Source organism: Pseudomonas sp. BN102 (genome assembly GCF_029871245.1).
GTDB lineage: Bacteria > Pseudomonadota > Gammaproteobacteria > Pseudomonadales > Pseudomonadaceae > Metapseudomonas.
On the sequence record NZ_SSON01000067.1, the window covers coordinates 16,084 to 28,824 of the forward strand.

At 66.8% G+C, this 12,741-nt stretch carries 13 protein-coding genes; 4 read left to right on the top strand and 9 right to left on the bottom strand.

What is annotated here, in order from left to right; all coding sequences use genetic code 11:
• Nucleotides 1–3 precede the first annotated feature (3 nt).
• From E8F12_RS14635 to E8F12_RS14655, 5 genes are all read right to left on the bottom strand, one after another.
• Nucleotides 4–1,017 carry an AbrB family transcriptional regulator gene (locus tag E8F12_RS14635; RefSeq protein WP_280325978.1) on the bottom strand — a complete coding sequence of 338 codons (1,014 nt, stop codon included), beginning with the start codon at nt 1,015–1,017 and terminating at the stop codon, nt 4–6.
• Entirely contained in the window at nt 1,010–2,521 is a 1,512-nt protein-coding gene (locus E8F12_RS14640) for a tripartite tricarboxylate transporter permease (protein WP_280325979.1), read from the bottom strand. The genes E8F12_RS14635 and E8F12_RS14640 overlap by 8 nt, the downstream gene beginning before the upstream one ends.
• A gap of 1 nt (nt 2,522) precedes the next feature.
• On the bottom strand, nt 2,523–2,966 hold the full coding sequence (locus E8F12_RS14645) for a tripartite tricarboxylate transporter TctB family protein (protein WP_280325980.1): 444 nt from the start codon (nt 2,964–2,966) through the stop codon (nt 2,523–2,525).
• A gap of 96 nt (nt 2,967–3,062) precedes the next feature.
• Nucleotides 3,063–4,037, bottom strand: coding sequence for a tripartite tricarboxylate transporter substrate binding protein (locus E8F12_RS14650; RefSeq protein ID WP_280325981.1), 975 nt, complete (start codon nt 4,035–4,037; stop codon nt 3,063–3,065).
• Nucleotides 4,038–4,075: 38 nt separating this feature from the next.
• A complete protein-coding gene (locus E8F12_RS14655) occupies nt 4,076–5,341 on the bottom strand; it encodes an OprD family porin (RefSeq protein WP_280325982.1) in 1,266 nt (421 codons plus the stop codon).
• Nucleotides 5,342–5,542: 201 nt separating this feature from the next.
• On the opposite strand from E8F12_RS14655, the gene E8F12_RS14660 reads away from it, so the two are divergent.
• The gene (locus E8F12_RS14660; RefSeq protein WP_280325983.1) at nt 5,543–6,214 is read left to right on the top strand and encodes a response regulator; all 672 of its coding nucleotides are present in this window, start codon (nt 5,543–5,545) and stop codon (nt 6,212–6,214) included.
• On the top strand, nt 6,207–7,592 hold the full coding sequence (locus E8F12_RS14665) for a sensor histidine kinase (protein WP_280325984.1): 1,386 nt from the start codon (nt 6,207–6,209) through the stop codon (nt 7,590–7,592). Before E8F12_RS14660 ends, E8F12_RS14665 begins: the two co-directional genes overlap by 8 nt.
• A 40-nt stretch (nt 7,593–7,632) precedes the next feature.
• Here the strand turns inward: E8F12_RS14665 and E8F12_RS14670 are convergent, their stop codons facing one another.
• The 3 genes from E8F12_RS14670 to E8F12_RS14680 all read right to left on the bottom strand — a co-directional run bounded on the left by E8F12_RS14670 (nt 7,633) and on the right by E8F12_RS14680 (nt 10,271).
• A complete protein-coding gene (locus E8F12_RS14670; RefSeq protein WP_280325985.1) occupies nt 7,633–8,388 on the bottom strand; it encodes a transporter substrate-binding domain-containing protein in 756 nt (251 codons plus the stop codon).
• Nucleotides 8,389–8,455: 67 nt separating this feature from the next.
• Nucleotides 8,456–9,292, bottom strand: a complete 837-nt coding sequence (locus tag E8F12_RS14675) for an HDOD domain-containing protein (protein WP_280325986.1) — start codon at nt 9,290–9,292, stop codon at nt 8,456–8,458.
• A gap of 31 nt (nt 9,293–9,323) precedes the next feature.
• Nucleotides 9,324–10,271, bottom strand: coding sequence for a folate-binding protein (locus E8F12_RS14680; protein ID WP_280325987.1), 948 nt, complete (start codon nt 10,269–10,271; stop codon nt 9,324–9,326).
• A 119-nt stretch (nt 10,272–10,390) separates the two neighbouring features.
• On the opposite strand from E8F12_RS14680, the gene E8F12_RS14685 reads away from it, so the two are divergent.
• Both E8F12_RS14685 and E8F12_RS14690 read left to right on the top strand, forming a co-directional pair.
• Nucleotides 10,391–10,645: a succinate dehydrogenase assembly factor 2 gene (locus E8F12_RS14685; protein WP_280325988.1), complete on the top strand. Its 255-nt coding sequence runs from the start codon at nt 10,391–10,393 to the stop codon at nt 10,643–10,645.
• Nucleotides 10,629–11,081 (top strand): protein YgfX, encoded by a 453-nt coding sequence (locus E8F12_RS14690; RefSeq protein ID WP_280325989.1) that lies wholly within the window; start codon nt 10,629–10,631, stop codon nt 11,079–11,081. Before E8F12_RS14685 ends, E8F12_RS14690 begins: the two co-directional genes overlap by 17 nt.
• On the opposite strand, the gene nadB is transcribed toward E8F12_RS14690, so the two are convergent.
• Complete coding sequence (gene nadB / locus E8F12_RS14695) at nt 11,050–12,666, bottom strand: L-aspartate oxidase (protein ID WP_280325990.1); 1,617 nt, start codon at nt 12,664–12,666, stop codon at nt 11,050–11,052. The two genes, E8F12_RS14690 and nadB, sit on opposite strands and share 32 nt — an antisense overlap.
• Between the last annotated feature and the right edge of the window lie 75 nt (nt 12,667–12,741).

The following is a 12,741-nucleotide window of genomic DNA, read 5'->3' on the forward strand; positions in this document are numbered from 1 at the left end:
TCTCTATTTTATTTTCTGCCAGCGGCGGAATACCGGCTCGGCGAGGAACAGCACCAGCAGCAGCCTCAGTACCTGCAAGGCCGTCACCAGCGGTACCGAGAGTTGCAGGGCCTCGGCCGTCAGGCAGAGTTCGGCGATACCGCCGGGCATCATGCCCAGCATCAACGCCCGATGATCGAGGCCGTCCAGCCAGCCCAGGGCCTCGGCCGCAAGGGCCGCGAAGGCCATGCCCAGGGAGGTGGCGAGCAGGGTGCGGGCGATGAAGGAGGGCGCGTGGCGAAAGAAGGCGCGGTCGAAATGGCAACCCAGCGCGCTGCCGATCAACCATTGGCCCAGCTGGCTACCGCCTGGCGGCAATCCTATCTGTAGGTCGAAGCCAGTGCTCAGGGCGGCGCTGACCAGCAGCGGGCCGATCAGCCAGGGGTTGGGTTGGTGGTAGCGCTGCATGAGCCAGGCCAGCGCGGCTCCAGCGGCCAGCAGGATCGCCAGCCAGCCCCAATCCGTGGGCACGGCATGGGCCGACGCGGGCGGCGCGCCGAGGACCCATTGGAACAGCGCCGGTACGCTGAGCACGACCAGCAGCAGGCGCAGGCTCTGGCCGGCGGCAACACGGCTGATTACCGCCCCGTTGCGCTGGCCGAGGTTGACCATCTCGCTGGCGCCGCCCGGCATGCTGGAGAAGAACGCGGTGGCGCGATCCTCGCCGCTGCGCAGCATCAGGCTGATGCCGATGACGCTGGAGAGGGTGGTGGCGATGGCGCCGACCAGGACGATGCCGCCGTGCGCCAGCACCTGTTCGATCACCGCGGGGGTGAAGTGCAGGCCGATGCCGACGCCGACTATCCACTGGCCGCATTTGCGCCCACCCGGCACCTCCGCCAGCGGCAGGTTGCCGATGCAACGCACGGCGATCACCGCCAGCAAGGATCCGACCATCCAGGGCAGCGGCCAGCCCACCAGGCTGGCCAGCCAACCCCCGGCGGCGCCCGCCACCGGCGTGAGCAGCCACTTAGGCATGAGCCAGCTTCGCCTTGGCCCGGCGTGTGCGCATCCAGCGGATGCCCGGCAGGGCCAGCATCAGTGCGGTGAGGCCCCAGAGGGCGATGGTGATGGGGCTGCTCCAGAGGATGCCAAGGTCGCCGTTGGTGATGGACAGGGCGCGGCGCAGGTTGGATTCCATCAGCTCGCCAAGGACGAAACCGAGGATCAGCGACGACAGCGGGAAGTCCATCTTGCGCAGCAGGTAGCCGAACACCCCGAGGGCGGCCATCAGCACCAGGTCGAAAGTGGTGCTGTGCACGGCGTATACCCCCACCACGCTGACGATGGTGATGGCCGGCACCAGGATCCAGGTCGGCACGCTGAGCATGCGTGCGAACAGGCCAACCAGCGGGATGTTCATCACCAGCAGGATGACGTTGCCGATGAACAGCGAGGCGATCAGGCCCCAGACCACATCGGGCTGCTGCTCGAACAGCAGCGGGCCGGGGGTGATGTTGTAGAGGGTCAGGGCGCCAATCATCACCGCGGTGGTACCCGAGCCGGGTACGCCGAGGGTCAGCATCGGGATCAGCGAGCCGCAGGCCGAGGCGTTGTTGGCCGCCTCGGGCGCTGCCACGCCGCGCAGGTCACCGTTGCCGAAGGTGCCGGAGCTTCCGGCCATGCGCTTCTCGCTCATGTAGGTGATGGCACTGGCGATGGTAGCGCCGGCCCCCGGCAGCACGCCGATGACGAAGCCGGCCAGGGAGCTGCGCACGCTGCTCCACCAGGTGAAGGCGAATTCCTTGAAGTTGAACAGCATGCGCCCGCTGGCCTTCACCGCCTGCTGGCCGGTGGCGGTGTGTTCGAGCATCAACAGCACTTCGCTGACGCTGAACAGGCCGATGACCACGATCACGAACTGGATGCCGTCGGACAGCCCGACGCTGTCGAAGGTGAAGCGGTAGACACCGGTGGTGGCGTCCACGCCGACGGTGGCCAGCCCCAGGCCGATCAGCGCCGAGAGCAGGGTCTTGACCGGCTTGTCGCCGACCATGCCGCCCAGGCAGGCGATAGCGAAGACCATCAGCATGAAGTATTCCGCCGGACCGAAGGCCACCGCCCAGTTCGCCAGGATCGGCGCGAAGAGCACCACGCCAATGGTGGCGATGGTGCTGCCGATGAAGGAGCTCATGGCCGACAGCGACAGGGCGATGCCGCCCTTGCCCTGGCGCGCCAAGGGGTAGCCGTCGAGGGTGGTCATGATGGCGGCGGCATCGCCCGGCACGTTGAGCAGGATGGCCGAGATGCGCCCGCCGTACTCGCAGCCGAGGTACACGGCGGCCAGCAGGATCAGTGCGGTTTCCGGCGGCAGGCCGAGGGCGAAGGCCAGCGGCAGCAGGATGGCCACGCCGTTGATCGGCCCCAGGCCCGGCAGCAGGCCGACCACGGTGCCGACGAAGGCACCGAACAGCGCCACCAGCAGGTTGATCGGGCGCAGGGCGACGTCGAAGCCCTGGGCCAGGAAGTTCAGGGTTTCCATATCAGTTCTCCAGGATTTCCAGCAGGCCCATGGGCAGCGGAACGTCCAGCAGGTAGTCGAACAGGCCGTAGAGCGAGAGGGCCATCATTATCCCGCTGATCAGGCTTGGTAGCGGCCGTCCCATGAACAGCAGGCCCAGGCCGAAGCCCACCAGCGATGTGCTGACGATGAAGCCCAGCGGCTCGAAGAGCAGGGCATAGGCGAACAGGGCGCCGACGCAGAGGGCGACCTTGCGTGCCAGGGACCAGGAGATCGGCAGGTCATCGCCATCGCCCGGCTTGTAGAGCAGCCAGACGGCGGCAGTGGCCATCAGGAACAGCAGCAGCAGGGGGTAGGCGCGCGGGCCGACCGGGTCGTAGCTGAAGGGCGCCTGGAAGCCCCAGGCGACCACGGCGAGCAGGGCGCAGACGAGCAGCCAGACCGCAGCGAAGATTCGTACGTACATGGCGGTTTACCTAGAAATTGTTGATCTCCCCTCTCCCGTTGGGAGAGGGGCCGGGGGTGAGGGGATTGGTTACCTCACCTGATCTTCAAGGGCTGCTTACTGCGCCAGGCCGAATTCGCCGGCGAGTTGCTTGTACTGCTTCACCTGGTCGAAGACGTAGGCCTTCAACTGGTCGCCGGTGAGGCTGAGGGGGAACAGGTCGCGCTGTTCACGGAGCTTGGCGAACTCCTCGCTGGCCAGCAGGGTGTCGAACTGCTGCTTCCACCAGGCGAACTCCTCGTCGCTGACTTCCGGGCCCATGTAGAAGCCGCGGATCACCGGCCAGGTGATGTCGAAGCCCTGTTCCTTGGCGGTGGGGATGTCCGCCAGCTTGCCCGGCAGGCGCTGGTCGGAGAGCACGGCGAGGACGCGGATCTTGCCGGCGGCGAGCTGCGGGGTGATCTCGCCGAGGCCGCTGCTGGTGACCTGAACATGGCCGCCGAGCATGGCGGTGAGGGTTTCGCCGCCGCCTTCGAAGGCCACGTAGCGCAGCTTCTGCGGGTCGATGCCGGCGGCGCGGGCGATCAGCGCGGTCTGCATCCAGTCCTGGCCACCGATGGTGGCGCCAGCGCCGAAGACGGTGCCGGCCGGGTCCTTCTTCACCGCTTCGACCAGTTCGCCGAGGGTCTTGTACGGGGAATCGGCACGTACCGAGATGGCGCCATAGTCGGTGCCGATGCCGGCCAGCCAGCGCACGGCATTCTCGTCGTAGCGGCCGAACTTGCCCTGGGCCAGGTTGAGCAGGGAACCGGAGGAGAAGGCGGTGATGGTGCCGGCATCCTTCGGACGTTGGGCCACCACAGCGTTATAGGCCACGGCGCCGACACCGCCCGGCATGTAGGTGACGCGCATCGGCGCCTTGAGCAGGCCGCCGTCCTTCAGGCCGCTCTGGGCCAGCTTGCAGGTGAGGTCAAAGCCGCCGCCGGGCTTGGCCGGGGCGATGCACTCGGGACGCTTGGGTTCGGCCAGCAGCTGGGTGGACAAGAGCAGGCCGGAGGTGATCAGGGCGATGCGGGACAGGGCGGATTTCATCAAAGGTTCTCCTGTGGAGTTTTATTGTGGTTCAAGCATCACCAGATCGGCAGTGCGTAACTGACGATCAGGCGCAGTTCGTCCGCATCGCGGGCGAAGTTGGAGCGGAATCCGGCGTGGCGGGCGCGCAAGGTGAGGTTCTTCAGGCTGCCGCTAGGCACCACGTACTTGAACTCGACATCGCGTTCCCACTCGCGGCCTTCCTCGCTGCTACCGGTCACTTCGGCGTTGTCGCTGGTGACGTAGCGGGTCATGAAGCTCAGGCCCGGCGCGCCCATGGCGGCGAAGTCCAGGTCGTAGCGCGCCTGCCAGGAACGCTGATCGGCGTTGGCGAAGTCGTTGATCTGCACAAAGTTGATCAGGAAGGGGTCGCTGCCATCGATGTAGGCATAGCCGGTGTCGCCGCTCATGCGCTGGTAGCCGAGGCCGACCTTGTGGCTGCCCTGGCCGTAGCTGAGCATGCCGTTGAGGGCGCGGTTGTCCACCTTGCCAGCTTCGGCGCGGCCGCTGTCGTCGCTGACGGCGTAGCGCAGGTCGGCGCTCAGGGTGCCGGCACCCAGCGGCTGGCTGGCCAGCAGGCCGAAGAAGTGCTGGCGGTAGACCTCGTCCAGTTCGGCGAAGTAGTAGCGGCCGGTGTAGTGCTCGCTGAAGGCGTAGTCGGCGCCGGCGAGGTCGAAATGATCGCCCGTGGCGGCCGCGGCGAAGCGCTTGTTCTTGTTGCTGATGGCCAGGTCTTCGGAGTTGGTGGAGGCGCGGTCCTTGACCTCCGAGAGGCGCCCGCCGGTGAAGGTCAGGTTGCTGATCTCCTTCGAGCTGAGCAGGCCGCCCTCGAACACCTGGGGCAGGATGCGGCTGTCGCTGGCCTTGACCACCGGCAGTTCGGGTATGTGGGTGCCGAGACGCAGCTCGCTTTTGGATGCCCTGACCTTGGCGGTCAGGCCCAGCTTGCTGTACTCGTCCGGGGTGCCGCCGTCGTCCTGCACCGGCAGCAGGTCGGTGCCGCTGGTGCCGCGACCGGAGTCCAGCTTGATGCCGAGCATGCCGAGGGCATCGAGGCCGAAACCCACGGTGCCTTCGGTGTAGCCGGATTCCAGGTTGAGGATGAAACCTTGCGCCCATTCATCGCGCTTGGACTGGCCGCTGCCGTCGCGGAAGTCGCGGTTCAGATAGATGTTGCGGGCTTCGAGGGTCGCCGAACTGTCCTTGATGAACTCGGCGTGGGCCTGGGGGGCCAGGGTACAGCCCGCGATGGCGAGGCTGAGGATGCGAACAGGCGGCAATGCGCGCCGTGCGGCAGTGTGCATCGAGTGGTCTCCATTGTTGTTCTTGTCAGCCGGCGCAACCACGGGCCGGCTTTTTACGGGTGGTCCTTGCCACCCTGTCGCGATGCTATGCAGCGAAGCTTTCGCCAGGCTTTCAGGCTGAAAGAAATCCGGCGCGGCGTTCACAGTGGGCGATGGGCCGTTAAACTTCTGACCGATCGCTGCCATTTCGGAGACCTTGTCGTGCGAATCCTGCTGGTCGAAGACCATCCCCAACTGGCCGAAAGCGTCGCCCAGGTGCTCAAGGGCGCGGGCTGGACGGTGGACGTGCTGCATGATGGCGTGACCGCCGACCTGGCCCTGTCCAGCGAGGACTACGCCCTTGCGGTGCTGGACGTGGGCCTGCCGCGTATGGACGGCTTCGAGGTGCTGGCGCGCTTGCGTGGGCGCGGCAAGACCTTGCCGGTGCTGATGCTCACCGCCCGTGGCGAGGTGAAGGACCGGGTCCACGGCCTCAACCTCGGGGCCGATGACTACCTCGCCAAACCCTTCGAGCTGTCCGAGCTGGAGGCGAGGGTCAAGGCCTTGCTCCGCCGCAGCGTGCTCGGCGGCGAGCAGCAGCAGCGCTGCGGCGCCCTGGTCTACGACCTGGGCACCCGGCGCTTCAGCCTCGCCGATGAGATCCTCAGCCTGACCTCCCGCGAGCAATCGGTGCTGGAGGCGCTGATCGCCCGGCCGGGCAGGGTGATGAGCAAGGAACAGCTGGCCTCCCAGGTGTTCGGTCTGGACGAGGAAGCCAGTCCGGAAGCCATCGAGATCTACATCCACCGCCTGCGCAAGAAGCTCGAAGGTAGTGCGGTGCGCATCGTCACCTTCCGCGGTCTGGGCTACCTGCTGGAGAGCCAGGATGCGTGAAGCCGGCAGCCTGCGCGGGCGCCTGCTGCGGCGCCTGGCGCTGATGCTGGGCGTGCTGCTGCTGATCGCCAGTCTGAGTTCCTACTGGAATGCCCGTGGCGCCGCCGATACCGCCTATGACCGCACCCTGTTGGCTTCGGCCCGGGCCATCGCCGACGGCCTCTACGAGGCCGACGGGCGTCTGAAGGCCGACGTGCCCTACGTGGCGCTGGACATCTTCGCCTACGACAGCGCCGGGCGGATCTTCTACCAGGTGCTGGACCCGGATGGAAAACTGGTATCGGGCTACGAGAACCTGCCGCCTCCGCCGCCAGGCACCAAACGCACCGACGACTACCCGGCCCTGGCGCGCTTCTATGACGGCGAATACCAAGGCGTGGGCATTCGGGTCGTCAGCCTCCTGCAGCCGGTGAGCGAGCCGCGCCTGAATGGTATTGCCGAGATTCGCGTGGCCGAGACCGAGAGCGCCCGCGAGCGCCTGGCCCGCGGCCTGCTGGTGGACAGCCTGTGGCGCCTGGTGCTGCTGGTGGTGGCGGCGCTGGTGCTGGTCTGGCTGGCGGTCAGCGCTGCCCTCAGGCCGCTGAACAAGTTGCGCCTGGCGGTGGAAGAGCGCCAGGTCGACGACCTGCGGCCCCTGCCGGAAGTCGCGGTGCAGCGCGAGCTGCGGCCGCTGGTGGATGCCCTGAACCAGTTCACCGAACGCCTGCGCGGACTGTTCCAGCGCCAAGCGGATTTCATCGCCGACGCGTCCCATGAGCTGCGCACACCGCTTGCGGCGCTCAAGGCGCGGGTCGACCTGGGGTTACGCGAACGGGACCCGGAGGTCTGGCGCGCCACCCTGGTGGAAGCGGCGCAGAACACCGACCGGCTGACTCATCTGGCCAACCAGCTGCTGTCCCTGGCGCGCATCGAGAGCGGTGCGCGGGCCATCGCCGAAGGCGGCGCCGAACGTATCGAGCTGGGTCAGCTCGCCCGCGAACTGGGCATGGCCCTGGCGCCCCTGGCCCACGCCCGCGGCATCGCCCTGGCCCTGGAGGCCGAGGACCAGGCCTGGGTAATGGGCGAGCCCACGCTGCTCAATGAGCTGCTGTGTAACCTGGTGGATAACGCCCTGGCCCACACGCCGAGGGGAGGCAACGTGGTGCTGCGGGTCTGCGCACCAGCGATGCTGGAGGTGGAGGATGACGGCAGCGGTATTCCCCCGGAAGAGCGCGACAAAGTGTTCCAGCGCTTCTACCGGCGCAATGCCCAGGGCAGCGGCGCAGGGCTCGGGCTGGCGATAGTCGGCGAAATCTGCCGGGCGCATCAGGCCGAAATCAGCCTGCACGATGGCGTCGGGGGCGGGCTCAAGGTGAGGGTCAGCTTCCCGCCGGCGTGATTCGGTATCGGGGCTGAACCCTACAGGGTGGGGAATCGACCTAGGGTGCGAGGCTCAGCGGCTGCTGCACTTCCAACAGGTACTGGGCCACCGTGCCGCTTTCCCGCAGCAGGGCCAGGCCCCGGTTGAAGCGTGCGATCAGCGCGGCATTGCCGGGCACCTCGCGGGACAGCATCAGGTGCAGGCTGTCGCTGCGCAGGGGGTGGGGGTGGAAGCTCATCTGGGCGCGCTCGGCGGAGCTGAACTGGTCGTTGAGCAGGGCGAAGGCCACCACTTTGTCCATGGGGAAGGCGTCGAGCCGGCCGGCCAGCACCATGCGCAAGCCTTGCTCCTCGTTGCTCAGGCGCTGCACCTTCAGGCTTCGCTGCTGCTCGGCCTGCTGGAAGGCGGCCCCGTAGTCGTAGCCGATGGCGCCGCCCAGGCGCAGGCGCTGGAGGTCGGAAACCTGCTTCCAGTCGAAGGGGCGATCCTTGCGATGAAACAGGTGGTAGGCGGTCTCGATCACCGGGTCGCTGACATGGAAAAGCTTGTCGCGCTCGGGGCTGCGCAGCCAGACGGCGGTGCCGTCCCGCTCGCCGCGCTCGGCCAGGTGCAGCGAGCGCGCCCAGGGATAGAACTCCCAGCGAACCTTTACGCCTTCCAGGGCGAAGGCTTCTTCCACTATGCGCGAGGCCACGCCCTGGTGCGGCAAGCTGGCGCCCAGGTAAGGCGCCCATTCACCGTTGGTCAGCCGCACTGCGTCCGCAGCGGCCAGGCCGCAGCAGAGGAGGCAGAGTGTGAGCAGCAATGCGCGCATCCGGATCCTTCCAGCGACATCAGGGGAGGACTGAGTCTAGCGCTGGAAGGCGGAGTGCGCGTGGTAATTACTGGAGCATGCTCATGGCCGCTTCCATGGCGGCGGAGAGGTCTTCGTCGGCCTGCATGTCGACATTTGGGTCGAGGCCGAGCTTGGCGAAGGCGGGTACCTGGCTCCAGTCGAGCTGGGTGTAGGGATGTTCGCTTCCCAGGTAGCTCTGAAGGGTCGCGACCTGCACGATGTCGATGTAGTCGGGCCGGGCCGAGTTGCGACCGAAGTCCAGGTACTGGCTGGGCACGGCGGCGATCGGCTCCGGGAATTCCCAGGCCCGCAGGATGTGGTCGCCGACCAGGGGGTGGATGCGCTCGATCACGTGGTTGAGGCTGATGGAGTCGGCCAGCAGCTCGTTGTGTTCTTCGGCGTAGGTGAGGATGGGCAGTATGCCGATCTGGTGCACCAGGCCGGCCAGTGTGGCCTGGTCGGGCATCAGGCGGGTGTAGTGCCGGCAGAGCACGTGGCAGATGCCGGCGATTTCGGTGCTCTTGTTCCACACTTCGCGCATCTTGCGGTCGACCACGTCGGAGGTGGCCTGGAACATCTGTTCCATGGCCAGGCCCGTGGCCAGGTTGCTGGTGTAGTTGATGCCCAGGCGGCTGATGGCCATCTGCAGATCGGTGATTTCCTTGTTGGTGCGCAGCAGCGGGCTGTTCACCACCTTGATGATGCGAGCGGTCAATGCCGCGTCGTTGCCGATTACCTTGGTCAGGTCCTGGATGCTGGCGTTCGGGTCTTCGGCGGTCTCGCGCACGCGCAGCGCCACCTCCGGCAGGGTCGGCAGCACCAGTTCGTCGTTGTCGATGGCCTGGATCAGTTCCTGTTGGACTTTGTCGGCAAGCTTGCTCATTGGAGTTCTCGTCAGGGCCGGCAAGGGCGGGCTAGCGTTGGATTTCGCGGTCGGCGTCCAGGGTATAGGGCAGGCTGAGCAGCTTCAGGGCAGCGCCGTCGGCGGCGCCCAGGTGGATTCGGCCATCGTTGACAGCATCTTCCTGGAGGACGGCGAGCAGCTCGCAACCGCCACCGCCATCTGCCGGGGCAGCCAGCACCACTTCGCCCACCGAGCTCTGATGCACCGGGGAGAAGAGTTCGAGGCCGGCCTCGGGCGCCTCGCCGTCGGCCAGGGCCAGGCGGTAGAGTCGGCGCTTGAGTTTGCCCAGGTACTGCATGCGGGCGACGATTTCCTGGCCGGTGTAACAGCCTTTCTTGAAGCTGACGCCGCCCAGGGCCTGGAGGTTGATCATCTGTGGGATGAACAGCTCGCGGGTGGCGCCGAAGACCTGGCCGATGCCGGCCCGGACCTGGGCCAGCAGCCAGGCGTCCAGCGCGGCCAGTGGCAACTGCGCGGCGAGGCGGGCCTGGAGCGTGGCGGCTTCGGCCTGGGGCGCCCAGAGCTCGGCACGGCCATCGGAGAGGCGCAGGGCGATCAGGTTGCCATCGCGGGCGACGCTGTCGACGGTCTGCGGCAGATCCAGGCCCAGGGCGAGCAGGGCGCCATCGCCCCGGCTCAGGCCGAAACGTGCCCAGTCGGCGCTTTCGTCGGTCAATTTGGACTTGGAGAACACGGCGTACTTTTTCAGGTCGGCCAGTTGGGCGTCGATCAGGTCGCTGGACAGCGCCAGGAGGAAGCCGTCGCCTTCGGCCAGGATGCGAAAACTGGAGATCATCCGCCCTTTGGGGGTGCAGCGGGCGCCCAGGCTGCTGGTGGCCTGGTCCAGGTAACTGAGGTTGCAAGTCAGCTGGCCCTGGAGGAACTTCGCGGCATCCACGCCGCGGACGGCGAGCAGGCCTTCATGGGTGAGCGGACAGAAGAATGCTGAGTCGGCCATTGCGGATCGCTGGAAAAAAGTCTGGGGCGCCATCATAGAGTCCCGCCGGTGGCTTGTCAGCGGGTGCCCGGGGAGGCGGCTGTGGTTATAATGCGCGCCTCTTCCCTGGAGGCGCTGTGATGGCCGACGCAACTGAACTCAATCGACTCTTCTGGCACAGCCGCCGCGGCATGCTCGAACTGGACGTGCTCCTGGTGCCCTTCGTGAGAGAGGTCTACCCCAGCCTCGACGCCGAAGACCAGGCCCGCTACCGCAAACTGCTGGAGTGCGAAGACCAGGACCTGTTCGGCTGGTTCATGCAGCGTGGCGAGCCGGAGGATGCGGACCTGCTGCGCATGGTTCGCATGATCCTGGATCGTGTCCAGCCCAAGTAACGTCTTCGAATGCCACTGGCGCCCCTCGCGGCGCCTGCTGGCCCTCTACCTGACCCTGCAGTGCCTGGCCATCCTGGCCGTACTGCTCGCCGAACTGCCGCCCTGGGCGCGCATTACCGGCGTGCTGGTCTGTCTGGGTCATGCCGCCTGGTGCCTGCCCAGGCAGATCCTGCTGAATTCCCCCAGGGCCTTTACCGGATTGCGTCTGAACGAGGACGGCTGGCAGCTCTGGCGCGCCGCCGATGGCTGGCGACCGGTGCAGCTGCGGCCGGACAGCATGGCGCTGCCGGTCGCGGTGATCCTGCGTTTTCGCCTGCCGGGGCAGTGGTGGGGGCGGGGACTGTGTATCCCGGCGGATGCCCTGGATCGGGAGCAGCACCGCCGGTTGCGGGTGAGGCTGGGGTTCAGTCGCCGAAGGTGGGCGGCGCCAGGATAGTGTCCTTGGCCTCCGGCAACAGGTCGGGGTAGTCCAGGGTGTAGTGCAGGCCGCGGCTTTCGCGGCGCTGCATGGCCGAGCGGATGATGAGTTCTGCCACCAGTGCCAGATTGCGCAGCTCGATCAGGTCGCGGCTGACCTTGTAGTTGCTGTAGAACTCGTCGATCTCGCTGAGCAGCAAGCGCACCCGGTGCTGGGCGCGCTGCAGGCGCTTGCTGGTGCGGACGATGCCGACGTAGTCCCACATGAACCGCCGCAACTCGTCCCAGTTGTGGGCGATGATCACGTCCTCGTCCGAATCGGTCACCTGGCTGGCGTCCCAGGTCGGCAGGTCGGCCGGCATCGGCACCTCGTCCAGCTGGCGGACCATGTCTTCCGCGGCCGAGCGGCCATAGACGAAGCATTCCAGCAAGGAGTTGCTGGCCATGCGGTTGGCGCCGTGCAGGCCGGTGAAGCTGGTTTCGCCAATGGCGTAGAGGCCGGGAATGTCGGTGCGGCCATGCTGGTCCACCACCACGCCGCCGCAGGTGTAGTGCGCCGCCGGGACCACCGGTATCGGCTCGCGGGTGATGTCGATGCCGAAGTCCAGGCAGCGCTCGTAGACGGTGGGGAAGTGGCTCTTCACGAACTCGGCGGGCTTGTGGCTGATGTCCAGGTAGACGCAGTCCACGCCCAGGCGCTTCATTTCATGGTCGATGGCGCGGGCCACCACGTCTCGCGGTGCCAGTTCGGCGCGCGGGTGGAAGCGCTGCATGAAGCGCTCGCCGTTGGGCAACTTGAGCAGGCCGCCTTCGCCGCGAACGGCTTCGGTGATCAGGAAACTCTTGGCCTGCGGATGATAGAGGCAGGTCGGGTGGAACTGGTTGAACTCCAGGTTGCCCACCCGGCAGCCGGCGCGCCAGGCCATGGCAATGCCATCGCCGCAGGCGCTGTCGGGATTGCTGGTATAGAGGTAGACCTTGGCTGCGCCGCCGGAGGCGAGCACGGTGAAGCGCGCATGGTAGGTGTCCACTTCGCCGCTGTTGCGGTTGAGCACGTAGGCGCCCAGGCAGCGCTGGCCCTCCAGGCCGAGCTTGCGCTCGGTGATCAGGTCGACGGCGACACGCTGCTCCAGCAGCTGGATGTTCGGCCGTTTCTTGGCCTGCTCCAGCAGGGTGTTGAAGATGGCTGCGCCGGTGGCGTCGGCGGCATGGATGATGCGCCTGTGGCTGTGGCCGCCCTCGCGGGTGAGATGGAACTCGAAACCGCCATCCTCGCGAGCATTCTCGTCGTCGCGGGTGAAGGGCACACCCTGATCGATCAGCCATTGGATGGACGCGCGGCTATGCTCAACGGTGAAGCGTACGGCGTCTTCGCGGCACAGGCCGGCACCGGCGACCAGGGTGTCTTCGACGTGGGAATCGACCGTGTCGGTATCGTCCAGCACCGCGGCCACGCCGCCTTGGGCCCAATAGGTCGAACCATTGCTGAGATCGGCCTTGCTCAGCACCACGATATTGAGGTTCGAGGGCAGGGTGAGGGCCAGGGTCAAGCCGGCGGCGCCGCTGCCGATGACCAGTACGTCTTGCTGGAAATGTTGGCTCATATCGGTTCCCGCGAGAAAAGCGGCGGCTAGTATATAGCCGGGGTGGGCGGCAAAATAGCGTGCTTATGACCATGT